The sequence below is a fragment of the Rhizobium sp. SVR5-2C genome, assembly GCF_056755115.1.
This window is the reverse complement of sequence record NZ_JBNDHT010000002.1, coordinates 57,875-83,535: the sequence shown is the minus strand read 5'-3', so window position 1 is coordinate 83,535 and position 25,661 is coordinate 57,875. Positions and strand designations below refer to the sequence as shown.

Below are 25,661 nucleotides of genomic sequence, written 5' to 3'. Positions count from 1 at the left end.
GCTGCCATCTCACGAGAGTGGTCGCCCTCAGGTTCGATCTCGGGTCCCCGCGGGCGCCGGAGAGACCAGGCCAAGTCAATGCAGGGCGGCCGAGCTGCCGGGAATGGCCGACAGCAGTTCCCGCGTATAGGCGTGCTGCGGATTGCCTAGGAGATTGGCGGTCGTGTTGATCTCGACGATCTCGCCCTGCCGCATCACGGCGATGCGGTCGCAGATCTGCCCTGCGACATGCAGGTCGTGGGTAATGAAGAGCATTGCAAGATCGAGCTTCCCCTTCAGCTCTTCCAGGAGCTCCAGCACCTGGGCCTGAATAGTGACGTCGAGCGCCGACACGGATTCGTCGGCGATCAGGACGTCCGGTTTCAGGGCAAGCGCTCGCGCAAGGCCAATGCGCTGGCGCTGGCCGCCGGAGAATTCGTGCGGGAGGCGCTCAGCGGCGCGCGGATCGAGGCCGACGAGCTCCAGGAGCCGTGCCGCCTCGCCCATCGCTTCCGCACGACCCGCGCCATGTGCCAGCGGGCCGTCGGCAATGCTCAGGCCTACCTTACGGCGGGGGTTGAGGGAGGCGAACGGGTCCTGAAAGACCATCTGGATGCGTTTGCGCGCATGGCGGAGCTTGGAACCCGAAAGCCCGGTGAAATCCTCGTCACCGAGCATCACCGTGCCGCTGTCCGGCTCGATGAGCCTTGTCAGCAGGCGAGCGACGCTGGATTTTCCGGAGCCGGACTCGCCGATGAGGCCAAGAGTTTCGCCGCGACGAATGGCGAAGCTGACATCCTTAACGGCTTGCGTGCGCCGTTTCGGCTGGAAAAGGCCGCCGCCCGACACGTAGGTCTTGGAAAGGTGATCGACCTTGAAGGCGATCGGGCGTGCGTCGAGCGGGGCGCGGACCGGCGGCACCGACGACGGGACGGCCGCCAGAAGAGCCTTCGTGTAGTCGTGCTGGGGATGCTTCAGCACGGCCGCGGCATCCCCTTGCTCGACGACCAGCCCCTTCTGCAGGACGAGGACGCGATCAGCAATATCGGCGACCACGCCGAAATCATGGGTAATGAAGATCACCGACATGCCGCGACGCTGCTGGATATCGCGGATCAGCCGCAAGATCTGAGCCTGCGTCGTCACATCAAGCGCCGTCGTCGGCTCGTCGGCGATAAGCAGCGCCGGCTCGAGCGCCAGCGCCATTGCGATCATCGCTCGCTGGCGCTGGCCACCGGAAAGCTGGTGCGGAAAGGAGCGGACGATCTGTTCCGGGTTCGGCAGGCCCACTTCCTTCGCAAGCGCGAAGGCCCTCGACTTCCGCTCCTCGGGCGTCAGCAGGTCGTGCGCCTCGAAGACCTCGGCAATCTGCTCGCCGATCCTCATTGACGGATTGAGCGCGGTCATCGGTTCCTGGAAGATCATCGCCACGCGCTTGCCGCGCAGATCCCGGAGGCGTGAAGGCGCCGCACCGATCAGCTCCCTGCCGTCGAAATCGATCTTTCCCCGCTCGATGCGGATCACCTCTGGCAGGAGTCCCATGATGGTCTGGGCGCAGAGCGACTTGCCGGATCCGCTCTCGCCGACGATGCAGAGGATTTCCTTGGGCTGCAGCTCGAAGCTCAGGCCCTGGAGGGCATACTTTCGATCGGCTCCGACAGGAAGCGCAAGCGTAAGGTCGTCAACAGAGATGATACCGGGAGCTGTCATCAAACGTACCTCAATAGCCGAGCGCCATGCCGTCCTTGCGGTGATCGGATGCACCGAGCAGGACGCCCCGCTCGTGGTCGATATAGATGGCCTGGCACCCGCCGAGCGGTTCGTCCGCCCATTGCGTCACATGCCCGCGGCGCTCGAGATCGGCCCGGACCTCTTCCGATATGGTCGGCTCGAGGCTGAGCTTGCCGTCGAAGCAGAAACTGCGCGGCTGGTCGCTTGCCTGCTGCGGATCGAAATCCCTATCGAGGACCTGGCTTAGCAAATGGGCATGTCCCGTCGCCTGGTACTGGCCGCCCATGACGCCGAACGTCATGCGCGTCTTGCCGCCCTCGGCGAGAATTGCCGGAATGATCGTGTGGAACGGCAGTTTGCCGGGGCCGATGGCATTGGGATGCCCCTCCTTTACGACGAACCCAGCGCCGCGATTTTGCAGCAGCACGCCGGAGCGCGGCGAATAGATGCCGCTGCCGAAGGCGAAGAAGATGGAATTGATCAGCGAGATCGCATTGCCGTCGCGGTCGACGACCGTGACGAATACCGTGTCCCTGTGTTCGGGACCGTCCCAGGCGGTCGTTGGCAAGGCGCGTTCCAGCGATATGCGGCTGCGCATCCCGGCGATCGACCGGTCGCTCAGGAGCTCGTCGATGTCGAAGGTAATGAACTCTGGGTCAGCGATGAGCGCATTCCGCTTCGCATAGGCCGCCTTGGTCGCCTCGGCGAGAAGATGAATGCGATCCGCTTCGGAAAGCTTTTGATTCCGCAGGTCGAACCCATCAAGGATACGTGCGATCAGCAGCGCGGCGAGTCCCTGCCCGTTCGGCGGGCATTCGAACAGGTCGCGGCCGCGATACTGCGCGGAAATCGGCGCAGTCTCGAAGCAGCGATAATCGGCAAAGTCGCTTTCCTCGTGAAGGCCGCCAAGCGTCTGCAGCCTTTCTAAGATCTCCGCGGCGACCTCGCCGCGATAGAAGGCGTCGCGCCCATCCTTCGCTACCTTCCGCAAGGTGGTGGCGAGCGCCGGATTGGTCATGTTCTCACCACTCTTCGGCGCCCGTCCGTTGGGGAGGAAGTAGGCGGCGGAGGCGGGGTATTTTGCAAGCCTGTTTCCATAGCGGACCCAATCGAGCTCGACCCGCGGCGTGATGCAATAGCCGTTCTCGGCAGCGGCAATCGCCGGTGCCAGGACGCGGTCAAGACCGATTGAGCCGTAGCGGGAGGTCAGGGTACACCAGGCATCCGCCGCGCCCGGCACGGTAACCGCATGGACGCTATCGTCCGGGATCGACGTGAATCCGTTTTCCAGGAAGAAATCCAGCTTCGCCTTCATCGGCGCCCGGCCCGAGCCGTTCAGCGCGATGGGCCTCCCCCCCGCCGGCGAATAAAGCGCAAAGCAATCGCCGCCGATGCCGGTCATATGCGGATCGATCACGGATTGCAGCGCGACCGCCGCCACCGCTGCGTCCACCGCGTTGCCGCCCGCGCGCAGAATATCGACGGCTGCGAGCGTTGCCTGAGGATGGGATGTCGCGGCCATGCCCTTGTCGGAAACCGCAACCGAACGACCTGGCTTGAAGAAGTCACGCTGTTTCATGGCACTCCCTGCTTATGCAACTCGAGAAAACTTGCGCTACCGGCTTCATGCGAGCCTTTCCAGCGGCACGGCCTGCTGGTCCCATCTCGCCGGAATTTCAAACAGTGCTTCGCGGAACCGGTCGAGCGCGATACCGACTGCGCCGAGAAGACCGGCCTGGCTTCCTAGTGTGCTAACGGTACACGATGGCGGCGCCGGATTGCAGCGGGCAAGGTAAAATTTCACGCGATCGACCAGTTCCTGCCGAGCACCGACGCTGCCGCCGAAAATGATGGTCTGCGGATCTACGACGGCGCATACGGCGGTAAGGGCAACGGCCAGAACGCGCGCAACCTCGTCGATGACGAGCGCCACAAGCGGATCGCTTTGCCGTTCGAAAAGCTCCTTGACGGACAGGCCGTGGACGCCGCCGAGGCCTTCGTAGCGTTCGCGGATCGCCGTGCTGCCGGTCGCCGATTCGAGCGCGCCCGCCGCAAAGGTGCGCGAATCGAAAGGATCCGCCCCGATCGGCAGGGTCGATATCTCCCCCGCCCCCCCGCGGGAACCGCGAAGCGGCCGTCCCTCGGTGATAACCCCCATGCCGATGCCGGTCCCAAGCGCCACGAACACGAAATTGTCGATGTCCCGCCCCTTGCCTTTCCATTGTTCGCCGCGAGCCGCGACGTTCACGTCGTTGTCGAGGAAGACGGCATAACCGAGCCTCTCCTTTAGCAACCTTTCAAAGTCGAGCTCGACCAGACCCGATATGTTGGGCACCATCGTCAGCCGGCGGGTGCGCGGATGGACGGCACCAGGAATGCCGATACCCCCCGACTTGATCCGATCGCCGGCGATGCCGATCCGTTCGGCGAGCATCGAACTGATACGCACCACCTGATCGACGATATGCTCGCCGCCGCGCCGATCGGTCAGCTCGATGACCTCCTCCATGACGGTGCCGTTGAGATCGGCGATCGCGGCGTGGATCTTCGTCCCGCCGATGTCGGCGCCGAAGACGAAGGCCTTGGTCGGCTCGATCTCAAAGGTGACGGCGCTTCGGCCGACCAACCCCTGGGTGCGGCCGGTGACCCTGATCCAGCCCTCCTCTTCTAAATCGCGAACGATCTCCGACATGCTCTGCTTCGAGAGCCCGGTAAGGCGTGCCAACTCAGCGCGCGATATCGGCGACTGCTCGAAGACCGCGCGCAACACGGCCCGGGATGTAATCTGCCGCATGAGCGGCGCGGAGGAGGAGATATCAGTCATTTTCAATTGCGATTTGTCAGGTTTAGGAAAGCGTGGTTCACAAAAGTTCACAAGTCAAGCAATCTTGAGCACAGATATAAGCGCACGTGTGATTTTATCTGAATTTTTCTAGCCCATTCGTCAGGTGGCTTTACAATGGGTTCTTTCCGTGCATCAATGACTTTTGTATGAAAACTGGGCAGACTGCGGGACCTTGAGGAGGCAAACCTGCGGCTTGAGGAGAGATCAGATGGGAATTTCATTGAAGCTGCTGGCCGCGGCGGCAGCGCTTGCGACCTCGGTCGGCGTCGCGAATGCGGCCACCTTGCGCGTCGCGCTCCAGGACGATCCGGACTCCCTGGATCCGGCAATCGGAGGAACCTATACCGGCCGCATCGTTTTTGCGGCCCTGTGCGACAAGCTCGTCGACATCAATGAGAAGCTCGACATCGTTCCGCAACTGGCAACGGAGTGGAAGCTGAACGAGGCCGGCACGGAGATGACCTTCACGCTGCGAACCGGCGTCACATTCCAGGATGGCACGCCGTTCGACGCCGAGGCCGTGAAGTTCAACATCGAACGCATGAAGACGATGAAGGATTCCAAGCGCAAGGCCGAGCTTGCGCCTGTCGATTCCGTGGATGTCATCGACGCGACGCATGTGAAGCTCAAGCTGACCCAGCCCTTCGCGCCGCTGCTTGCGGTTCTGACCGACCGCGCCGGCATGATGGTTTCGCCGACGGCTGCCAAAAAGGAAGGTGAGTTCAGCACCCATCCCGTATGCGCCGGCCCCTACCAGTTCAAGGAACGCAAGGCGCGCGATTCGATCACCTTCGAAAAATATCCGGGATACTGGAACGCCAGTCAGATCGGCTATAATCAGCTGCAATATCTCATTATCCCGGATTCGACTGTCCGGCTCTCGCGCCTGCAGGCCGGCGACCTCGAAGCCGCCGAGCGCATCGCGCCGACCGACCTTGCCTCCGTCCGCGCCGACAGCAAACTCGCACTGCACACCGCCCCTGGTCTTGCCGTCTCGCATCTCATGATCAGTGTCGGCGCCGACGAGAAGGGCCAGACGCCGCTCGGCAAGGATGCGCGCCTACGCAAGGCCCTTGAACTCTCGCTCGACCGAAACGTCATCAACCAGGTCGCGTTCAACGGAGAGTTCATTCCCGACAATCAGATGATCCCGCCTTCCAGCGCCTTCTACAGCAAGTCGCATGCGATCCCGGCGCGCGATATCGACAAGGCGAAGGCTTTGATCGCCGAAGTTGGCGGCGAAGCGCCCAAGCTCCAGATCACCTATGAGAATTCCCTGACGGACGGCCGCGTTGCCCAGATCGTTCAGTCGCTCGCGAGCGAGGCAGGGTTCCAGGTAGAACTGCTGCCGCTCGAAACGACGACTGCGATCGAACGCTATCTCGCCGGCAACTTCCAGGCCTATATCGGTAACTGGAGCGGCCGCGCCGATCCGGATCCGACCCTCTACTCTTTCTTCGGTTCCGACGGCAGCCAGAACGTCAATCATTACAAGAACCCGAAGATGGACGAGACGCTCCTTGCTGCGCGCAAGGAAACCGACGAGGCGAAGCGCAAGGCGCTGTATGAACAGGCGGCTGATATCTACTTGTCAGATCTGCCGACCATCCCTCTCTATCACCCGAACTGGTTCTATGCTGCTCGGGCGGATGTCGCAGGCATCACGATCTATCCTGACGGCATTCTCCGCCTGACCGGCGTAAAGCCGACCAAGTAGGTTAAGCGACTTTATCATGTCGGCCAGCGTGTCTATGCTGGCCGACAGCAAGAGGATACCATGGTTCTCTACGTTCTGCGGCGCCTTGCGATCGCAATACCGACGCTGCTTCTAGTCTCGGTTCTGGTCTTCGGGTTGCTCAAACTGCTTCCGGGCGACCCCGCCGTCGCCCTTGCAGGCGAAGAGCGTGATCCTGCGGTGATCGAGTTTCTGCGTCAGAAATACAGTCTCGACCAGCCCATATACATTCAATACGCCAAATGGCTCGGCGGTATTGCCCACGGCGATTTTGGCCTGTCCATACGCACGCGCCTGCCTATCGGTCAGATGATCGTCGAGAAGCTGCCGGTGACGATCCAGCTTTCCTTGATGGCAATGTTCATCGCGCTTGTCATCGGTATTCCGGCCGGTGTTTTTGCAGCGCTGAAGCGCGGCACTGCTGTCGACTATGGTGTTAGCATCCTCGGCCTCGCCGGGCTCTCGGTCCCGAGCTTCTGGCTTGGCATCATGCTAATTTTGTTCTTTGCGGTGCGGCTCGGCTGGCTGCCATCGGGAGGCTACGTCCCCTTCTTCGAATCCCCCTGGGAAAATCTGCGCTATACGCTGATGCCGAGCATGGTATTGGGAACAGCGGCCGCCGCGATCGTCATGCGCCACACGAGAAGCTCCGTGCTCCTCGTCCTGAAGCAGGATTACGTCAGAACCGCCCGGGCAAAGGGCCTGCGAGAGCGCATCGTCGTCATCCGTCATGTGCTCAAAAACGGCCTCATTCCGGTCGTGACCATGAGCACGCTACACCTTGGCGAACTGCTGTCCGGCGCTGTGCTGACGGAACAGGTCTTCGGCATACCCGGCTTCGGCAAGATGGTCGTCGACGGTGTCTTCAGCCGTGACTATGCGGTGGTTCAGGCCGTCGTTCTCTGCTCGGCCGCGATGTTTCTCTTCATGAACCTCCTTGCCGATATTGCCTACGTTATTTTGAGCCCGAGGTTACGCGGATGAGCTCGACCGAATCCACACTCGCGGTCCCCGCCGCCTCCGGCATCCGCAAATCGATGTTACTGCGGTGCTTGAGCCATCCCGGCACCATTATCGGTGGCTCGATCGTCTTGTTTTTTGTGCTCGTGGCGATTTTGGCGCCTGTGATCGCGCCTTATGGTCCCAATACCTCCAACTGGATTGCCGTCCGTCAGGCGCCGTCTGCGCTTCACTGGTTCGGCACCGACGATCTCGGGCGCGATATCCTTTCCCGGGTAATCTTCGGAGCCCGCGCCTCACTGCTCGTCGGCATCGTATCGGTGGTGATCGCAATTGTTATCGGTGTGCCCCTCGGGCTCATCGCCGGCTATTTCGGCGGGTGGATCGACGTCGTGATCTCGCGCTGCACCGATGCGCTTCTCGCCTGCCCGTTCCTCGTGCTGGCCATCGCTTTTGCAGCCTTCCTGGGTGCGAGCCTTGAGAACGCCATGATAGCCATCGGCATCTCGGCAATGCCGATCTTTGTGCGTCTCTCGCGGGGACAGGTCCTGTCCGTCAAGAACGAGGATTACATCGCCGCCGCCCGGCTGCTCGGCGTATCAAACACCAAGATTATCGCGGTCTATGTGGTGCCAAACGTAATGGCGCCGATCGTGGTGCAGGCGACCATCACCATGGCGACTGCCGTTCTGGCGGAGGCAAGCCTGGCATTCCTCGGCCTCGGCCAACGACCGCCGGATCCTTCCTGGGGAACGATGCTGGATGTCGCACGACAGTTCCTGACGCAAGCGTCCTGGATGGCGGTCTGGCCCGGCCTTGCCATCATCGCACTGGTCATGGGTTTCAATCTCCTCGGCGACGGGCTCAACGACGCATTGGACCCCCGCGAGAATTGATCGTGAAAATGTAATTATTGGAGGGCGACATGGTGAATTTTCCGAAGGAAACATTACGCATCGGATTTGTCGGAAGCGGCTTCATCGCCGAATTTCACCTGAAGTCGCTGATCGGCGTCCGCAATTGCGAAGTCAGGGGCGTCTTCAGCCGCACCGCGGAAAAACGCGATCGATTCGCTGGCCGGGTCGCCGAGCTCGGCGTCGGCGATTGCAAGGCTTATGAAAGCCTTGAAGCTCTCTTTAGAGCCGAAGACATCGACGCGGTCTGGATCTTGTCGCCGAACTACACGCGGCTTGACATCATGCAGGTTCTGCACGATGAGGTCACCGGCGGGCGAAGCGGGATCTTCGCGGTCGCCTGCGAGAAGCCGTTGGCGCGCACGGTCGCGGAAGCCCGCAGGATGCTTGAGCTTGCCGAGGCTGCCCGGCTGAACCATGGCTATCTCGAAAACCAAGTCTTTTGCACGCCGATATTGCGTGGCAAGGAGATTATCTGGCGCCGCGCCGCCTCGACAACGGGTAGGCCCTATCTCGCTCGCGCGACAGAAGAACATTCCGGTCCACACGAGCCATGGTTCTGGCAAGGCGACCAGCAGGGCGGCGGTGTCCTGTCGGACATGATGTGCCACAGCGTCGAGGTCGCCCGTCACATGCTGACCGCACCCGATAAACCGCGCAGCTCCCTCAGGATCAAGTCCGTCAACGGCACGATCGCGACTCTGAAGTGGAACCGGCCCTCCTACGCCGATCAGCTCAAGATCAGGTTCGGCGCGGCCGTCGACTACCGGAGCCGCCCCTCCGAGGATTTTGCACGCGGCACAATCCTGCTGGAGGACGAGGAAGGCAACGAACTCATCATCGAAGCGACGACATCATGGGCCTATGTCGGTGCAGGACTGCGTATCCAACTTGAACTTCTCGGTCCCGAATATGCTCTTGAGTTCAATTCTCTGAACACCGGATTGAAAATCTTCATGTCGCGAGAGGTACGCGGCGCGGAAGGCGAAGATCTCGTCGAAAAGCAGAATGCCGAACAGGGTCTGATGCCCGTTCTCGAGGACGAGGCCGGTATCTACGGCTATACCGATGAGAACCGTCACATGGTCGAATGTTTCCGCAAAGGAACCGTTCCGCTCGAGACGTTCCACGACGGTCTGGCGGTCATCGAAATGCTGATGGGCCTCTATCTTTCCGCCGAACGAGGCGAGACGATCAGGTTCCCGTGCCCGGAGATAGAGACCTTCATTCCGACCGTTGCACGACAAAAGAGCTAGACGGTTGGTCCTGCCTTCACTCGTCGGACAGGCCAGCTTCCGCCAGGGTGACTTCGACGCCCATCTCGGCCAGGCGGGCTCGCCAATCGGAGTCGAGCCGCCAGTCGGCGATCACGCGGGCGGAACTGAGCGGCGCCACCTTGTAGGTTGCGGTTGTGCCAAACTTGCTGGAATCAGCAAGGAGATAAGAGGCGGCCGAGCGCGTCAGCATGCGACGGTTGAGGTTGGCTTCGGCGCTATCGACGCTGTAAAGCGCTCCGTCGGTTGCGATGGCGCTCACCCCAAGGAAAAGCTGATCAAACCATAAGCTCTCAAGCATGGCCTCGGCTTCGGGCCCGACCAGTGAGACGTTTTCACTGCGCAACTGCCCGCCCAAAACAGAGACGCTGAGATTGGGAACGTTCAGAAGCTCCTGTGCGACGCTGAGGCCGTTGGTGAAGATCCGAAGCGGCAGCGGGTTGAGGCGGATCAGCCGCGCGAGCTGCAGCACCGTGGTACCTGCATCGAGGAAAATCGTGGTATGTGGGACCACCAGCTCGTAAGCGGTGCGGGCGATCGCCCGCTTGGCAGCGAGGTTGCGCTTGGCCCTCTCCTGGAAGGCGACTTCCACCGACGAACCCTCGGCGATGCGAGCTCCGCCATGCACGCGGTCGATTGCACCTTTGCGCTCGAGGTATTGGAGATCGCGCCGAATTGTAGCAAGCGAAGCGCCGACTGCGTCGGCCAACGCCTGTACGGTTGAAAAACCATGGGCATAGAGATATCCACGGATGGCATCCAACCTGTCTACCTTAAGTCCTTCGGTCTGCGACATGATCTCCGTCACTGGGTCTGAAAGTGCACTCCCGTGCACCCACATGAACGGCGAGTAATCAGAAGTCAATCAAACGGTGATTGATTTTGACGCCGCCAGGTGCGACAGCCCCCCGTGACCTCACATGCCAGGAGGGCGAACCGAGCTTTATTTTCGAAGGAGAATCCTGGTGCAATCCATTATTACCGTCGGCGAGATACTTGTGGAGATCATGGCTGTTCGGGCCGGTGACGGCTTTCGCGAACCCATCGAACTCATCGGACCATTCCCGTCCGGTGCGCCGGCAATCTTCATCGATCAGGTGGCGCGACTTGGCGCCCCAGCCGCGATCGTTGGCGCAATCGGGGATGACGATTTCGGCTGGATGACGATCGAGCGCCTGCGCCGAGACGGCGTCGATATCTCCGCCGTAGCCGTCCATCCTGGCGCAACGACCGGCAGCGCCTTCGTCCGCTATCGAAAGGATGGCGCCCGGGACTTCGTCTTCAACATTCGCGACAGTGCCAACCGGCATATCCGCATCGATGCGGCGGCGACCGCGGCGATCGCGGCGGCCGGCCACCTTCATGTCGTCGGCTCTTCGCTCGGCGCGGGGCCTGTCGCCGCGGCGGTTCTGGAGGCGATGGACGAGATGAAGCGAAGGGGCGGGACGGTGTCGTTCGATCCGAACATCCGCAAGGAGATGCTGGATGCCCCCGGCCTACGTGCCGCCATGGACCGCGTCATTGCAGCGACCGACTTGTTCTTGCCGAGCGGCGCGGAGCTTCACTTGTTCTCCGATCGGCCGGACTGCGCCACCGCCATCCGCGATCTGCTGGACCGCGGCGTCAGTGCGATCGTTCACAAGGAAGGGGCGCACGGCGCCCGATATGTGGACGCCGGCACCGACATCATCCAGCCGGCTTTTCCAGTGGCGGAACTCGACCCCACCGGCGCAGGCGATATCTTTGGCGCAACCTTCGTCGCCGGATGGCTGCGCGGGCTTGCGCCGGCTGAAAACCTCCGCCTCGCCTGCGCGGCTGGCGCCCTTGCGGTGACCCGCAAAGGGCCGATGGAAGGCGGGTCGTCGCATGCCGAGCTTGTCCATTTCCTGGCCGGCTTGGCGGGCAGGTAAGCCCCCCAATCCTTCAGTCTTTGCTGTCCGTGGTGGCAATGCCCCGGATCGACTGCGTCATGAAAGATGAGGAATGCGACGATCAGAGGCGCGATGGCCATCAGCACCGGATAGTCGGTGAGATATTCGCCTTTGAGATTGGCGAAGCCGGCTGAGGGCGGCATCTTCTCCGGGTCGGTATTGACCACCAGCGGCGACATCAGGTCGTTCCAGACCAGATCGCGACTCAGCATGCCCGACGCGGCCAGCGGCAGCGTGATCTTGCAATAGATCTGCCAGGGCCCCGTCAAGCCGCGCCGCTTTCTCGAGCTCGACCGGCAACTGCATGAAGAATTGCCGCATTAGGAAGGTGCCGAAGGCACTGAACATGCTGGGCAGGAACAGCGCCGGGGATAGTGTTGAGCAATCTCCAACTCTGCATGAGCCGATATTGCCTGCCCTCTGATGTCCAATGGGCCTGATACTCAGAACTGCAGAGCCCGTATTTCAGCATCAAGTTCGGCGATCCGTTGGAGGTAGCGTTCACGCAGATCCTGATTATCCGAAATCTGGTCGATCTTTGACTGAGCGAGCTGCCGGTGATCTTTCAACAGCTTGATGCGATTTTCGTTGTTCATTCCACTTATCCTTAGCTTGCGAGAAACTCCTCTCGCGCTGCTGCTGCTTACCATTGGCTAACGCCTGGCGAGCAATGCCTAACGATCTCGCTCCGCGCGGGTTTCAAAGCCGCCGCGCATACTTAAGTGTGCCCACTCCTTAACGGAAGAGGGGCTCGTCCGCGACCGAGCATGGCGGGCGGCGATGTCACATAAACCAGATGTCAGCGGGTAGTGCATAGAACTGGTGGGATGAAGAATTCGTCCATCAGCTAGAAGCGTCACCGTTTCCCACAACAGATCATCGCTCATGCGGTCTGGCTGTATTTCAGATTTCCTTTGAGCCTGCGGCTGGTGGAGGAGCTGCTGCTGGAGCGGGATCATCGTCTCGTATGAAACGATCCGGCGATGGGGCCGGAAATTCGGGCCGGCTTACGCAAAGCAACTCCGTCGCCGGCGTCGAGCATCGTTCGCACAAGGGGCTCAACAACCGGGCCGAAAACTCCCACCAACTAACGCGAAGGCGTGAGCGGACTATGAAGCGCTTCAAGTCACGCAGGCAGCTCCAGCGCTTCGTCTCGATCCACGACCCGATTGCCAATCTCTTTCACATTCCTCGGCATGACATTGGCTCAAACGATCATCGCGAACTGCGGACCGCAGCAATGCAGATGTGGAACGAGATCGCTCAGCTTGCGCTCGCTTGACCGCGGGGCGTCCGCGCCGGGCTCACCCCATCGCCGTTAACTTTACAATGCCGTCCAGCTTGCCACTAAAGTCCGTGCTCATTCGGTGTTCTGCATATGTCTCTGAAGAAGTTTCACTCGATAGGCGATCATTCGTGGTATCTTCTGTCATGAATTTGATAAGCATGGAATCGACCTGGAACTGCTTGGCCGGGGCTTTGCCAGAAGGTGCCAGACGGCTGTGGCGACATTTGTTTGATGCCGGTGATCTATCATTAGCAATGGAGCGTTCATGAAAACTTTTCGGGAAATCCTTCAGAAGGCCGAAGCCGATCGTGTGGCGATCGGGCATTTCAATGTCTCCGACTTCACGCTCGTCAAGGCGGTCTTCGGCGCCGCCCAGGAGGTCAAGGTACCTGTCATCATCGGTGCGTCGGAAGGGGAGCGGAAATTTTTCGGGACGAGGGAGCTTGCCGCTGTGGTGAAAAGCCTCAGGGAAGAGTTCGACTGGCCGATATATCTCAATGCCGATCACACGCATTCGCTGGAGAGCGCGCTGGAGGCGGCGAAGGCCGGGTTCGATTCCGTCGTCTTCGATCTCTCCGCCCTACCGGTCGAAGAGAATATCAGGAGGACGAGAAAGGCGATCGAGGAGCTGAAGTCCATAAACCCGGCGATCCTGATCGAGGGAGAGATCGGCGATATCGGAACGGGGTCGGAAATTCACGAGCGAATCAACACGCACGACCCGATCCTGACGACGCCGGCGGAAGCGAGGCAATTCGTCGAGGCGACGGGGATTGATGTTCTCGCGCCGGCAGTCGGCAACGCCCATGGCATGGTGCAGAGCATGGTGGAGGGCGAAACCAAGAAGCATCTGAGGATCGACCGCATCCGGGAAATCAAGGCGGCGACCGAAGTCTTCCTGACGCTGCATGGCGGATCGGGGACGGCGGATGCCGACCTGAAGCAGTCGATCGATGCCGGCATCAACATCGTGCATATCAACACGGAGCTGCGCATCGCCTGGCGGCGCGGCCTCGAGGAAGGGCTGGCGAAGGAGAAGTCCGAAGTGGTCCCCTACAAGATCTTGCCGGTTGCGGTTTCCTCGGTGCAGGAGGTCGTGCGGTCGAGGCTGAAGCTCTTCAATAAGATGCCGTAGGGGCCTTGGCATATGAAGGCGGGATCAGGCGCGTGCGCTTATTGGCGCCCGGTCGAGACGGTCCCTTGGCTTATCGCGACTCGCGAGCCTGCCTCGTTTCCTCGGGGAACGTGATGGCGGTCGAATAGACCGGGCGGTGACCTACTGGGTGACGGAGGTGCGGGTGAACGAATTGACTCGCTACGAGACGGTTGCTCAACCCAGGTTGCGGACGCTGTGGGACGCTTGCTTCGCCGCATCCGGTGGCGGCGATACCGAGGTTTGCGAGGTAATGACGGTGCCGCTCGCTATCGTCGGGCGGTGGGGCTTACGCTTGTCGGAAGTTTCCCGGTGGAGAGGTCAAAGCGAATTTTGGGAGGCTGACGGAGATTCCTCGAGACGGGCAAAGTCCGGAATTCGGTAACAGATGCCACCAGCCGACGGGAGTTCGTGGCCGCTTCGCACACCAATTGCGGACATTGGTTTATGTCATTCGTTATCCTCAGGGAACAGCCGACACAATCAGGAAGAAGCCCATCGCCATTGAAGTTCGCAGGATATCCCTCGATGGCCGCTCCCAACCGAAAAAGGTGCCGCGTTGCGACCTAACGAGTAGCTCTCCTTCAAGAAGGTGCAGTGCTGTCGTTAATCCGGCCCGCCGAACACCGATCATGAGCGATAAGAACTCATGGGAAGAGCAATTTCAGAATTACCGATCCTGTCGTGACACATCAACAGCCAGCGAGCCAGCCTCTGCACAATCGTTCCTTTCCCGTTAGCAATCGCGGCATAGGAACGCGCACGTGCAGAGCCTGCATGTAACGGCCACCAGCTCGACAAAGCGGGATTGTCTTTTGTTAAGCATTTCGTCCACTGGCAGACGCTGAGCAGTCCCAGCAATTTGGATGACATCTCATGGGGAGATTGGCTTCCACCCGAGAGCAACCGACGTTCAGACCACCCTCTATCCGGCTCACGCGATAACGCGGGTAGATCTGCATGCCCGGGGACTTGCCTAGCGGCGGATCATCTTGAGGGGTGGGGAGTTGGCGATGGTGATCAGAATATCTACCCAGTTTGTGGCCAAGGAACTCCACGCACCCGTCACAACGGGCCGGTCCTGCGCTAAACTGCCGGGTGTCTATGCGAATCAAATATGCTTGCAAATATGGAGCGATCGATCCATATACTTATGAGAGCGGTTGATCCATCTCGATAGCTTCCCAAAGGAAGGTATGCCTCCGCCCTCCAGCGATGCGCAGCCCCCAGGCGACGTCAGCTCGGAGCGTTGCATAAAACCTGGCGGGACGAGCGTCCGGCCGGCATTCTGTTCCCAGTGAGCATCACCTCCCAAGGAGTGAGAATATGTCCGCCTGTTTCTTCGTTCGGGGTCTCATTCGCGACCGGGAGGCATTTCAGCACTGCGCGCGGCAGTCGCCTGCCATGCTTGCAAGATTCGGCGGCTGCGGCGGTAAGACCATTGTTCTCGACGGACCGCATGACCGACCGCACGTCGTGATCGCAGAGTGTCCGAATTTCGAAACGGTCGAACACCTCTCAGACGATCATTCCGTTGCCGTAGGATTGCGTAGCCACGCAATCGACCAGAGCGCAGCGTTGCCGACCATCCCGCGCATGGCGCGGCTCCTGGGATGATACCAGCGCGCTTTAGAAAGAGCACCCCCATGCACCGTCTGACTATCCGCAGCCTGTCCGCCACACCGGTAGCGGTGCCATTGAAACGCCCCCTTCGGACCAGCTCGCAGATTTTTTCCACAGTACCGCTGCTGATCGTCGAGCTTAGCACGCAGGAGGGGATCACCGGCAACGCCTATGGCTTTTGCTATACGGACGTGATTGCTCGATCGATGCAAGCGGTTGTGACGGATCTCGGAACCGTGCTCGCCGGCCAGAGGGTCGCTCCCCATTCGCTGTCGAAAAGAATCGCGCAGCATTTTAAGCTAATTGGCCTTGGCGGGCCGTTGCCGATGGTTGCTTCGACAGTCGATGTCGCAGCCTGGGACGCGCTCGCCGTGGCGGCCGGCATGCCGCTTGCCGATCTGCTCGGGGCCGAACAACGCCCCGTTCCGGCCTACAACAGTTGCGGCCTCAGCCTGATCGGTCCGCAGGAGGCGGCGGACGAGGCAGAGGAATTGCTCGCGGGTGGATTCCGGGCAGTCAAAATGCGGCTCGGACGACCGAATTTTGCCGATGACCTCGCGGCGGTTCGTGCGGTACGCGGGCGTCTGCCGAGTGAGGTAGCCCTGATGGTCGACTTCAATCAGGCCCTCACCTTCGCCGACGCGATGCAACGCTGTCCGGCACTTGACGATGAAGGCATTTATTGGATCGAAGAACCGATCCGCCATGATGACTATATGCATTTGGCGCAGGTGTGCGCGACGTCGAAGACGCCAATCCAGATCGGTGAGAACTGTGTCGGGGTCCGGTCCGTCGCCGAGGCGTTAGAGACGATCGCCTCAGACTATCTGATGTTCGATCTTGACCGCATTGGCGGGGTGACCGGCTGGAGAGTGGCCGCTGGCTTGGCGGCGGCTCACAACAGGGAGGTTTCATCTCATCTGTCTCCCGAGGTTAGCGCTCACCTTCTCGCTGGCACCGCGACAATGCATTGGCTTGAATATGTCGACTGGGCGGCGGCGCTTCTGCAAGAGCCGATGAGGATCGTCGACGGGATGGCAATCGCCTCCGAACTCCCCGGCAATGGGTTGCGATGGGATGCCGAGGCGGTCGCACGCTATCGGCTGAGTTAATGCTTGCTGCATGCACGCGACAGAACCCGTCTTGAAATTATAGATCGATCGCTCTATTTCGGCATTGAAAGAATTTTGGCTGCGTTGCCCGCAATGGGGATCTGCAACAGTAGAGGCGGAGGCGACGCAACGCGATGGCACGACCAAGAGAGTTCGACGAAGACAAGGTGTTGACGGCTGCCGTCGATGCATTCTGGGCGAAGGGCTACGAAGCGACCTCGACGCGCGACCTGACGCAGAGCACCGGTTTGACACACAGCAGCATCTATGCGGCCTATGGCGACAAGCGTGGAATTTTCCTGCGCTCGCTCGACCATTATCTCGACCACACCCTCAGACCTCGCATCCATTTTCTCGAGGCATCGATGCCGCCACGCGCGGCCATCGCCAGCTTCTTCAACGAGATTGTCGAACGTTCGATTGCGGACAAGCAGCATCGCGGTTGCCTACTTGTCAACACAGCCTTGGAATCGACGCCTGAGGATCCTGAGATACAACAGCGTGTCGCCGAGGAAACCGTGATGATCGAGGCGTTCTTCCGGCGCTGTCTTGCGTCCGCGCAGGAGGCCGGCGAGATCCCCCCAACACCTTCGCCAGTCGAACACGCCCGCCATCTGCTTGCGGTTCTCCTCGGGTTGCGTGTGCTGGCGCGAGTACGTCCGGACGAGGTCGTTTTGTGGGATGTCGTGCGCCCGCCGCTGACGGCTATCGGCATTGATTGGAAGCCTAACCCATGATCTTCTCTTCGCTCTAGCCCATCGCCACCAGTTCCTCGGGTCGGAACCGGCCGCCGTCGGTGAGGATGAACTCGACGACATCTTCGCTTCGCAGAGGGTGCGATTACGAGATCATCCGGGATCCTCGACGCTGGCCAGTAAAGAGGCGCAACTGATTCATCCTATTTGAAGAAACGGTCGATCCGACCGCGCAGCTTGGGCATCCAGCTGGCGCATGAGACGACTACAACACAACGCGAGCACCGCTTCGTGGAATTCCTCGTCCAGAGCGTCCTGCGTGGTCTGTAGCGACCTCCTCTGGGATGCCGAACTATCCACGAGTCTTCACTGCCCACTGTCTATTGCTATCGACAGTAAGATCCACACCTGGCAGTTACCGATGTCAGGTCGTACGATCTCGAACAACAGCATTACATGGCAGAAGCCTATCTACCTCATTGCGCTCCTTGGCGTGATGGGATCCCCATTCGATGAGGGAATCCAAGATGGGCCGCAGGCTTTCGCCGAGTGGAGTGAGCAGGTATTCGATCCCCTGAGGATCCCCGGCGACGGGCTGGCGGCTCACCATTCCATGTTCCTCAAGCGCTCGCAGTTGCTCGATCAACACCTTCTGCGAGATGCCCGCAACGCGCTTTTCCAACTCGGAGGTGCGTTGCTGACCATCCAGCAGCACATAGAGGATAACCGCCTTCCAGCGCCCGGAGAGGACACCCAGCGTGCGCTCGACCGGCAAGCCCGGCAGTCTCTTGATGATCTTCATTCGCCACCACTAACCAAACGGTGTGTAGATCGGGAAGGCTGCCAACAGGTAAACCTTCGATCAGCAACAATCGAAGGAGTATCTATGGTGGACCTGTTCGAATCTCAATGGCTTGGTGGCACCGTTCCGCTGAAGAACCGCATTGTCATGGCACCCATGACCCGCACGCGGACGTCCGATGGCGACGTCCCCAATGAGCTGGTGGCCACCTACTATGGGCAACGGGCCAGTGCCGGCCTGATCGTGACCGAGGCGACCGACGTTTCTCCGTCCAGCAAAGGCTACGCTCTGACGCCCGGCATCTACACGGAAGCCCAACGGCAGGGCTGGCGTCTCGTGACCGATGAAGTTCATCGCAAAGGCGGTAAGATATTTTCACAGATATGGCACGTTGGCAGGATGGCGCATCCGTCGCTCATGCCGAATGGCGAGGCCCCGTGGGGCGCCACCGAGGAAAGGGCTGAGCATTCGGATGTGTTTGCCCACGACGCGGATGGCAAGTTGGGCTATGTTCGTGCCGGCACTCCAAGGCGCCTCGGGACGGATGAAGTATCAGCCTTGGTCGGCACCTTTTCCCAGGCCTTTGCCAACGCGCGGCAGGCAGGTTTTGATGGTGTCGAAATCCACGCAGCTAACGGCTATCTATTCGACCAGTTTATGAACTCGGTGCTCAATAGGCGCACCGATCGCTACGGAGGCGGTAGCGTCGAAGATCGCACGCGGTTCCTGATGGAAGTCGTCGACGCGGCGGTGCGTGAACTGGGTCCTGGGCGCGTTGGCGTCCGCCTGTCTCCGTTCGGCAGGTTCAACTCTATGCCGGCGGACCCGCTTGTCGAAGAAACGTTGCTGTACGTTTCCGAGCAATTGGGTCGCCGCGGTGTCGCATATATGCATCTCGTCTACGAGCTGATGCCTGCGGGAAACATGGAGAGCGCCGAGTTCAAGAAACACCACATCGACCATGTTCTGCTTACCAAGGTTCGGGCGGCGTTTCCTGGCGCAATCATCTGGTGCGGCGGTTTCACCAGCCGCGAGAGCGCTCAGGCTGCCCTCGACACCGGGTTAGCGGACCTGATCGCCTTCGGCAGACCATATATCGCAAACCCGGACCTTGCTGCGCGTCTCAAGCACGGCTGGCCCTTGGCTGAAGCGGACCCATCAACTTATTACACTCGACGCGAGGAAGTGGGTTACACAGACTTCCCAGAATATCCCATCGGCAGCGCTGCGCGCGGCGCGGCCTGATCGCGGCAGATCAGGCGCCCACCCGCGGCACGCAAATCTTTAAGGAGGCTCAATTGACAGCAACGAAGAAGCCCTTCGCCAACATCAACTCAATCCGCGAAACGCAGGAGGCGGTTCGCAAGCAGCCGTCGCTCGGCAAAGTCACATTCAAAATCAAAGGGAAGGCGAATGGCGGTCTTGCTCTCGCCTCGCACACAGGGCCGCTGATACAAAACGGTCAAGCGGACGACACACGCGATGGCAAGTTTGCTCTCATCAGCGACGAGCCGGTAGTGCTCCTTGGCACCGATACCGGCGCGAGTCCCGCGGAATATGTCCTCCATGCACTGGCGGGTTGCTATACGGTGACTCTTGCCTCGATGGCCGCCAGCAAGGGGATAGACCTGAACGGGCTCGAGCTTGACCTCGGCTTCGATATCGATCTCAACGGCTTCCTTGGCCTCGACAGTTCGGTGCGCAAAGGCGCCCAGGCAATAAAAGTCGACGTCATGGTCACCAGCGAAACGGCAAGCAGGGCACAACTCGAAGAACTGGTTCGCGAGTTGCCGAATAGCTCCCCCATTCATGATACCCTTGCCAATCCGGTCAAGATAACGACACGTCTTGTCTGAAGTATCCCAGCGGAGGGAGACCTCCGCTGTAATACCCCTCCACCGCAGAGGTAAGCCTCTGTCGCTTGGCATCCGTCGCAAGATCCCGTTGTAGACTGTCAACCCTTGGTCAGACGCATTTTCGATGACGTTCTATCACGACAGTCCGACAAGGCGGGCTTCGAGGAGATCAATTTTCGCCCGTCCGTACATTTGCCTTTTCACAAGCTTCAACTTGTTGATCTGAGCCTCGACCTCGCCGCTTGACCATGACAACTCGATGGCCTTGCGAACGGAATCGATGTCTTTGGCAACACCGTTCCCGAACGAGGCGACCAAACTCGATCTGGCATCGTCGACCACTATTCCGCGGCTGATACCAGTCGTCGAACGATCTCCTTGAGGGGAGGCTTTCTTTCATTGCTGGATTTGTTGACCTCCTCGCGGCGGAGATAGCCTTCATACTGGGGGCGCTCTGCGCGGGTGAGAAGGGGGGTTTCACGGTAGAAGCGCCCACCCATCGACCGACGGATATCGCGCATCGATTGGCGGATAGCATCCAGAAACGCACCGCTTGCATTTCCATGAGACGCCAGCGATCTGCGGCTTGTATCGCCGTTCGGCAAGGCTCTCGCCATCACCTCGCCGTCTCGCCCCCGCGATACGACTGCTATGCCTGGATGATCGGATAGCCACGCTTCAACCGCTGCCATTTCGCGATCCGGCAGAAGCGCTACAATACGTCGCCTGTCCGGATCACAGACAATGCTGCCGTAGCGATGATTGCGACGCCATGCCCAGAGTCTTCAATGCCAACGACATTCAGCGTCTCCGTGGGGGGCACGGGTGCGGCGACGGACAACTCGGAGCAAGGTGATCGCTGCTGACTGGCTGCATCAGTCGGTGTGACAGGCGGACGACGGGCTTTCCGTCAAGCGCGAGCCCCAGTTGATAAACGAGGCCATCGACCCGGGCGGTGCGACAGGATCGGTCGGTGAGAACAGTGTGGCCGAAGCGTTTGGCACATATGCGTCGCGAACACCGGATTACGTTGCAGACAAATCGACGTGTAATGATGTGCAGTTCTACGCCTCAATCCGAACACGGATAATCGCAAATCCGACGGATATATTGACTGTGAACGCGGTTCAAAGCGATGCCGCAAAGCGGGCGGGAGCTTCGCCGCCGTTCCGCTGATCCTGAGTACGAGCTTATCGCTGGTCAGATCCGCACTGAATGGCCATGCCTGGAGGAGCGAGGGAGGAATTTCGAAAGTTTGCCTGCATCATGCCGATTCCTTTCGAAAATAGCACAAATCAGCATTGACTTCATCGAGATCCAAATTTGCACGCGGGAACACATCCTTTCTTATGAAGCAGCAAACGCCGTGCCCCGGATCGCGATGTTGTTCGCTTCCACGGCGCCCGAGATGAACGACAGCTCAGTTGCCAATGCGCCGACTAGGCTCGCAGCCTGCCCGCCTCGCGGCGTGTACACTTGCCGAATTGATAGAAGTGCGCCACCTTGTGACCCGGGAAACCTCTAATAGGAAATGCCGTGCAAGAAACATTGATGATCACGACGTCGCGGACGTGTCCTGCCGGAGGTCGACTGGACATCGCAAATGCTTTTCGGCATCGCGCTCTAGAACTTATCCCAGGACCATCGCCCTCTGAGGCTTCTGCCAAAGAATTCAGAAATGACGGATAACAGATCTCAAGTTTGAACGTCCGTCCCTCAGGCCGAAGACTTGCCGATCGAGCCGCCGCCGTCGACGAACAGCGTCTGACCAGTGACGAAACCGGCGTCCTCGGAGAGGAAGAAGGCGATCGCGGCGGCAATCTCGCGTGGCTCGCCCAGCCGTCCGAGGGGAATCATTGATAGGAAGCGTGCCTCTGCCTCGCTGCCGACAGGATTGTTTTCGCGCAGCATTTCCGTCGCAGTCGGACCGGGTGCGACGGCGTTGACGGTGATGTTGTGTCCGGCAAGTTCCAGTCCCCAGACACGTGTGAAATTGGAGATTGCGGCCTTTGCACCGGCATAGGCGGTGCGGTCTCGCATCCCAAGCACGGTTAGACTGGATAGGTTGACGATGCGACCCCAACCCTTAGCCTTCATCGCCGGCAACGCAGCCTGAACGGCCTGCACGGCCGGCGTCAGGTTGCGGCGAAAGGACTCTTCGAGATCATCGATGTTGATTTCGCCGATGCTGCCAAGCTTGATGAAACCGACATTGTTGACGACGCCGTCGAAGTCGAACTTCGCCGTCAATTCCCTGAGCCCGATGTCCGTCGCGCGCCGATCAGAGAGATCAATTGATACCAATGTGCCCGGGAAGCTGGTATCCGTCGAGTCCCGAACGATGCCAACGACATGGTGACCATCGTAAGCAAGCCGTTCGGAGAGGGAGCGGCCAATGCCCTTGCTGGCACCAGTCACGAGGAAGGTTCTCTTGGTCATCGTTATTACCTTGATGGCCAGCTGCGCGTAATAGAGCAATTGCTCTATTTTCAGCCGTGATTTCTGGCCCATAGAAAATGAAAGATCGTCTCGCAGCCTGTATGGATGCTGTCAGCCGGCCCAGCCGGCTAGAAAATCAAGCAGCAGCTCGGTCGTCATGGCGGGTTGCTCTTCCTGGGGAACATGCCCGCATTGGGGCACGGCAAACGTGCGCAGATTATCAGCCATTTCCGCCCACACGGCGGGCATGTCGAAGGATTTACCCACGCCATCAAAATCCGCTCCCCAGATGGAGAAGGTTGGGCAGGCGATCTTGGTGGAGGCATCCGCCACATCCTGAGCAAGATCCTCGGCGCTGGCACGATAGTCGGCAAGGCAGCCGCGCACCGCGCCCGGATTGCGGTAGGCGGTGACATAGGTCTCGAAGTCCTTGCCGGAGATAGCATGGGGATTGTAGCACCACTCGGAATAAAGATGGCGTAGCCACTGCTCCTCGCGGCCGGTGATCAGAACCTCCGGCAGGTCGAGCTTGAGATGGAAAAGGAACAACCAGTACGTCTTGGCCATTTTCGCGAAGTCGAAATCGCGGGCTATAATGCGGGTTGGTACATTGTCCATGACGACCAACCGGTCGACGGCCTCTGCATGGTCCTTGGCGAAGCGGGTTGCCACGCGCGCGCCGCGATCATGGCCGACCAGGGCAACCTTATTGATCCCAAGTACCCGCATCAGTTCTCGGAGGTCCTTCGCCATGTTGCGCTTATCATATCCGCCGACTGGTTTGTCGGTCTCGCCGTAGCCGCGCAGATCGGGGGCGATGACGCGGTATTGCTTGGCGAGTACCGGGAGCTGGTGGCGCCAGGTATAGCTTGTGAAGGGGAAGCCATGAAGCAGGACCACCGGGGCGCCCTGGCCCGCTTCGATGAAGTGCTGTCGGATCCCGTTCGCATGCACGGTGTGATGTTTTAGTTCAGTCATCGTATCGACCTGTTTACCGTAGTTCTGGATCATTCGCTCTATAATTGTTATAGAGCGAATGATCCAGAACCGCAAGCGGAATTCTCGCAGGTCTCCGGAACTCCCAAATCGGCCGCCTTCAAGGCAGAGATGTCACGCTACTGGATTGCGCAATATGCCGGTTCTCTCGATCCTTCCGGCGGATGCGGACTGTGCTCATACGGCCCCACGGGAAGGGGCTGATCGCAACGACGCTGAACTACGACTACGAGGTCCGGTCTTCGAAGAAAGCTTTCGAGGAGATGCCCAAGCTGAAGATCGAGGGCGAGATGCTCGATCTTGCCAAGCAATCATCTCCACGAAGAAGGGCGAGTTCGATTCGGCGACGTTCAACGACCGGTACGAGGCGGCGCTTGCCGAGCTCGTCAACGCGAAGGTGGAAGGCAGGTAGGTCCTTGCCGAAGCCGAAGAAGGTCGAAGTCTCCAAGCCGAACGATCTCCTCGCGGCTCTCAGGGAGACCGCCGGCCTGATGAAGGCTGCAGCATCCGACGAGAAGCCGACGCGTACGGCGGCCAACGCCAACAAGGGAACCGGCCGGAAACCCACAGCACGCGGAGTGGCTTCGAAGGTCGATTCCTCCAGGTTCGGCGACGAGGTCCGTCCGGAGGAGAGCTACTTCGAAGACATCGACGAGGAGGCCGATCCGGACCTGGTGCCTCTCGTGCAGCAGCTCATCAAGAAGAAGTCCGCGCATTGGAAGGCGGACATGGTGAGCGACCCCATACAGGAGAGCCTTCTGAAGCTCATCGAGGATGAAGAAGAAGGCTTTGGGCGAAAGGAGGGCCAGATATGCATCTGATCAACCCCGGAGTTCTACGAGATCATATTCCGGCAGCAAGAGGCCAGCCGAAGAAAACCTCGGCAGTCGACCTCGGACGAATTCTCAGAACCGTCCTGTATGTGATAGCCTCCGTCATCCTGGCTTTTTTGGCAGGTGCCCAGATTTTGCTCTCGATCGCCATCTATTTTGGATGGACACCCCACTGGTGATTCCATCCAGTTGCAGCACCGCGCTACTACCTAAGCAGCGTGCCGCTTCTCCAGGTGTCTCAACAGGCTTTTTAATTCAGGCTCGCTCACCAATGCCGCCGCCTCGGCTGGCCGCATCCACGCAAGCTTACGCTCCTTGCATTCTGGAAAGTTCTTCTTCGTTTCACGCACATCGACAAGATGTACTTCGACGAATGCCGGCACCTCGCGACCGTTCTCAAGAGCTTTGATGTAGCTGAAGTGGCCAAAGGCTTTCTTTTTCGCTCGGCCCTTGACGCCGGCTTCCTCCCACGCCTCGCGTTCAACGACTTCATGTGGTGCAAGCCCCTTGATCGGCCATCCCTTTGGGATCGACCAGCGCCCAGACTGGCGAGTTGTAATGAGCAGGACCTCAAGTTGGCCATTCAGTCCGTCGCGAAGGCAGAGCGCACCAAACTGTTCTATTGCATCGCCAGTCAGGATAGTTTGTGTATGGCCCGCGAGGCGGGAGAGATGTGACGCGGCCTTCTTCATTCTCGATAAATTGGTGGGCAAGCTGATTCTCGGCAAGCATTTTCGGCGAGACGAAGCGCAAGGACAAGTGGCTGTTCACTAAAAAGGACGAGCCGATTCTCCGCATTGCCGGCATCTGGTGCGACACTTCGGAGGTCGGGCAGGCCTTCACCATGCTCACGACGGGGGCCGGTCCCGACAATGCTCCATATCACGTTCGTCAGATCGTCATTTGAAACGAAATACCTGGGCGGATTGACTGGACCCCACAGCCCTGGCTCAATCCCTGATCACGCCGCTTGCTATCAGGACCCTGGCGGTGGAGCAAAATCGGTGAGACGAATGTCACGGATCTCTCAGATCGGACACCACTTAAATGACCGTTTGCCCCAGAAACTGAATACCGTGAGTGTCTGTGTAGCCGCCGATTCCGGCAAGCTCCCGAGTGCTTCCGTCCGCGAACGTAACCGCCAATGTTTCATTTCTTAAATCCACAGTGATCGAGTCGGTGTCATTCTGATCGTCGCGGACGAGAAAACGGCTGTCCATCAGCTGCGCTGTTGCCCGAAATCGGAAGACAGCCAGAGACGACCGTGACGCTTATGAGGTTGAACTAGGTAAGTATACGGATCTTCTGGCGTCGAAACTTACCGCCTCGCCTTCATCCTCGATCCGGGAGAAGGCGAGAGCGATCTTTGGGCAGATGATGGGCACTCTGCAGATTGCCCGGGCTACATCCGACCCATCGGAAGCGTCAGCTCTGTTGGAAGGTGGTGTTCAAGCAGCGCTAATTCTCGCAAGGTCGTAAACCGGCCAACGCTTGA

23 protein-coding genes and 2 pseudogenes are annotated in these 25,661 nt (G+C 59.7%); 15 read left to right on the top strand and 10 right to left on the bottom strand.

Going from position 1 to position 25,661, the window contains the following annotated elements; genetic code table 11:
• Positions 1 to 75: 75 nt before the first annotated feature.
• Genes ACPYOI_RS01155 through ACPYOI_RS01145 form a run of 3 tightly spaced genes read right to left on the bottom strand, consistent with a single transcriptional unit; the run spans position 76 to position 4,534 of the window.
• On the bottom strand, positions 76 to 1,689 hold the full coding sequence (locus tag ACPYOI_RS01155) for an ABC transporter ATP-binding protein (RefSeq protein ID WP_481422444.1): 1,614 nt from the start codon (positions 1,687 to 1,689) through the stop codon (positions 76 to 78).
• 10 nt (positions 1,690 to 1,699) lie between these two features.
• A complete protein-coding gene (ggt, locus tag ACPYOI_RS01150; protein ID WP_481422442.1) occupies positions 1,700 to 3,289 on the bottom strand; it encodes a gamma-glutamyltransferase in 1,590 nt (529 codons plus the stop codon).
• A 45-nt stretch (positions 3,290 to 3,334) separates the two neighbouring features.
• Positions 3,335 to 4,534, bottom strand: coding sequence for an ROK family protein (locus ACPYOI_RS01145; RefSeq protein ID WP_481422440.1), 1,200 nt, complete (start codon positions 4,532 to 4,534; stop codon positions 3,335 to 3,337).
• A 229-nt stretch (positions 4,535 to 4,763) separates the two neighbouring features.
• Here ACPYOI_RS01145 and ACPYOI_RS01140 point away from each other — a divergent pair, with 229 nt between their 5' ends.
• The 4 genes from ACPYOI_RS01140 to ACPYOI_RS01125 are packed head-to-tail and all read left to right on the top strand — an operon-like array spanning position 4,764 to position 9,420.
• The gene (locus tag ACPYOI_RS01140) at positions 4,764 to 6,272 is read left to right on the top strand and encodes an ABC transporter substrate-binding protein (protein WP_481422438.1); all 1,509 of its coding nucleotides are present in this window, start codon (positions 4,764 to 4,766) and stop codon (positions 6,270 to 6,272) included.
• Positions 6,273 to 6,332: 60 nt separating this feature from the next.
• Positions 6,333 to 7,274: an ABC transporter permease gene (locus tag ACPYOI_RS01135; RefSeq protein ID WP_168834085.1), complete on the top strand. Its 942-nt coding sequence runs from the start codon at positions 6,333 to 6,335 to the stop codon at positions 7,272 to 7,274.
• On the top strand, positions 7,271 to 8,146 hold the full coding sequence (locus ACPYOI_RS01130; RefSeq protein ID WP_481422436.1) for an ABC transporter permease: 876 nt from the start codon (positions 7,271 to 7,273) through the stop codon (positions 8,144 to 8,146). Before ACPYOI_RS01135 ends, ACPYOI_RS01130 begins: the two co-directional genes overlap by 4 nt.
• 29 nt (positions 8,147 to 8,175) lie before the next feature.
• Positions 8,176 to 9,420, top strand: a complete 1,245-nt coding sequence (locus tag ACPYOI_RS01125; RefSeq protein ID WP_481422435.1) for a Gfo/Idh/MocA family protein — start codon at positions 8,176 to 8,178, stop codon at positions 9,418 to 9,420.
• 16 nt (positions 9,421 to 9,436) lie between these two features.
• Here the strand turns inward: ACPYOI_RS01125 and ACPYOI_RS01120 are convergent, their stop codons facing one another.
• Positions 9,437 to 10,234, bottom strand: a complete 798-nt coding sequence (locus tag ACPYOI_RS01120) for a DeoR/GlpR family DNA-binding transcription regulator (RefSeq protein ID WP_168834088.1) — start codon at positions 10,232 to 10,234, stop codon at positions 9,437 to 9,439.
• Positions 10,235 to 10,403: 169 nt separating this feature from the next.
• Here ACPYOI_RS01120 and ACPYOI_RS01115 point away from each other — a divergent pair, with 169 nt between their 5' ends.
• Positions 10,404 to 11,348, top strand: coding sequence for a sugar kinase (locus ACPYOI_RS01115; RefSeq protein ID WP_481422434.1), 945 nt, complete (start codon positions 10,404 to 10,406; stop codon positions 11,346 to 11,348).
• Between the two features lie 464 nt (positions 11,349 to 11,812).
• On the opposite strand, the gene ACPYOI_RS01110 is transcribed toward ACPYOI_RS01115, so the two are convergent.
• A complete protein-coding gene (locus ACPYOI_RS01110) occupies positions 11,813 to 11,965 on the bottom strand; it encodes a hypothetical protein (RefSeq protein ID WP_481422433.1) in 153 nt (50 codons plus the stop codon).
• A gap of 255 nt (positions 11,966 to 12,220) precedes the next feature.
• Here ACPYOI_RS01110 and ACPYOI_RS01105 point away from each other — a divergent pair.
• The 5 genes and pseudogenes from ACPYOI_RS01105 to ACPYOI_RS01085 form a co-directional block, all read left to right on the top strand.
• Positions 12,221 to 12,651, top strand: a pseudogene (locus tag ACPYOI_RS01105) (DDE-type integrase/transposase/recombinase); the annotation flags it as partial.
• A gap of 271 nt (positions 12,652 to 12,922) precedes the next feature.
• Entirely contained in the window at positions 12,923 to 13,792 is an 870-nt protein-coding gene (locus ACPYOI_RS01100) for a class II fructose-bisphosphate aldolase (protein WP_481422432.1), read from the top strand.
• Positions 13,793 to 15,136: 1,344 nt separating this feature from the next.
• A complete protein-coding gene (locus tag ACPYOI_RS01095; protein WP_481422431.1) occupies positions 15,137 to 15,427 on the top strand; it encodes a DUF1330 domain-containing protein in 291 nt (96 codons plus the stop codon).
• Between the two features lie 29 nt (positions 15,428 to 15,456).
• Entirely contained in the window at positions 15,457 to 16,545 is a 1,089-nt protein-coding gene (locus ACPYOI_RS01090; RefSeq protein WP_481422430.1) for an enolase C-terminal domain-like protein, read from the top strand.
• Between the two features lie 134 nt (positions 16,546 to 16,679).
• On the top strand, positions 16,680 to 17,282 hold the full coding sequence (locus ACPYOI_RS01085; protein ID WP_481422429.1) for a TetR/AcrR family transcriptional regulator: 603 nt from the start codon (positions 16,680 to 16,682) through the stop codon (positions 17,280 to 17,282).
• 382 nt (positions 17,283 to 17,664) lie between these two features.
• Here the strand turns inward: ACPYOI_RS01085 and ACPYOI_RS01080 are convergent, their stop codons facing one another.
• Positions 17,665 to 18,042 carry a winged helix-turn-helix transcriptional regulator gene (locus tag ACPYOI_RS01080; RefSeq protein WP_481422428.1) on the bottom strand — a complete coding sequence of 126 codons (378 nt, stop codon included), beginning with the start codon at positions 18,040 to 18,042 and terminating at the stop codon, positions 17,665 to 17,667.
• A gap of 84 nt (positions 18,043 to 18,126) precedes the next feature.
• Between ACPYOI_RS01080 and ACPYOI_RS01075 the strand changes: the two genes are divergently transcribed.
• A complete protein-coding gene (locus ACPYOI_RS01075) occupies positions 18,127 to 19,287 on the top strand; it encodes an alkene reductase (protein WP_481422427.1) in 1,161 nt (386 codons plus the stop codon).
• A gap of 53 nt (positions 19,288 to 19,340) precedes the next feature.
• A complete protein-coding gene (locus tag ACPYOI_RS01070) occupies positions 19,341 to 19,898 on the top strand; it encodes an OsmC family protein (protein WP_481422426.1) in 558 nt (185 codons plus the stop codon).
• A 341-nt stretch (positions 19,899 to 20,239) separates the two neighbouring features.
• Here the strand turns inward: ACPYOI_RS01070 and ACPYOI_RS01065 are convergent, their stop codons facing one another.
• The 3 genes from ACPYOI_RS01065 to ACPYOI_RS01055 form a co-directional block, all read right to left on the bottom strand.
• Positions 20,240 to 20,590 carry a hypothetical protein gene (locus ACPYOI_RS01065; RefSeq protein ID WP_481422425.1) on the bottom strand — a complete coding sequence of 117 codons (351 nt, stop codon included), beginning with the start codon at positions 20,588 to 20,590 and terminating at the stop codon, positions 20,240 to 20,242.
• Between the two features lie 1,024 nt (positions 20,591 to 21,614).
• Complete coding sequence (locus ACPYOI_RS01060) at positions 21,615 to 22,337, bottom strand: SDR family oxidoreductase (RefSeq protein WP_481422424.1); 723 nt, start codon at positions 22,335 to 22,337, stop codon at positions 21,615 to 21,617.
• Positions 22,338 to 22,448: 111 nt separating this feature from the next.
• Complete coding sequence (locus ACPYOI_RS01055) at positions 22,449 to 23,348, bottom strand: alpha/beta fold hydrolase (RefSeq protein ID WP_481422423.1); 900 nt, start codon at positions 23,346 to 23,348, stop codon at positions 22,449 to 22,451.
• Between the two features lie 158 nt (positions 23,349 to 23,506).
• Here ACPYOI_RS01055 and ACPYOI_RS01050 point away from each other — a divergent pair, with 158 nt between their 5' ends.
• A complete protein-coding gene (locus tag ACPYOI_RS01050) occupies positions 23,507 to 24,154 on the top strand; it encodes a hypothetical protein (protein WP_481422422.1) in 648 nt (215 codons plus the stop codon).
• Positions 24,145 to 24,345, top strand: a complete 201-nt coding sequence (locus tag ACPYOI_RS01045; RefSeq protein WP_481422421.1) for a hypothetical protein — start codon at positions 24,145 to 24,147, stop codon at positions 24,343 to 24,345. The genes ACPYOI_RS01050 and ACPYOI_RS01045 overlap by 10 nt, the downstream gene beginning before the upstream one ends.
• Positions 24,346 to 24,375: 30 nt before the next feature.
• Here the strand turns inward: ACPYOI_RS01045 and ACPYOI_RS01040 are convergent, their stop codons facing one another.
• Entirely contained in the window at positions 24,376 to 24,879 is a 504-nt protein-coding gene (locus tag ACPYOI_RS01040) for an NUDIX hydrolase (RefSeq protein WP_481422420.1), read from the bottom strand.
• A 32-nt stretch (positions 24,880 to 24,911) separates the two neighbouring features.
• Here ACPYOI_RS01040 and ACPYOI_RS01035 point away from each other — a divergent pair.
• Positions 24,912 to 25,174: pseudogene (locus ACPYOI_RS01035) on the top strand (SOS response-associated peptidase family protein); the annotation flags it as partial.
• Positions 25,175 to 25,661: the final 487 nt, after the last annotated feature.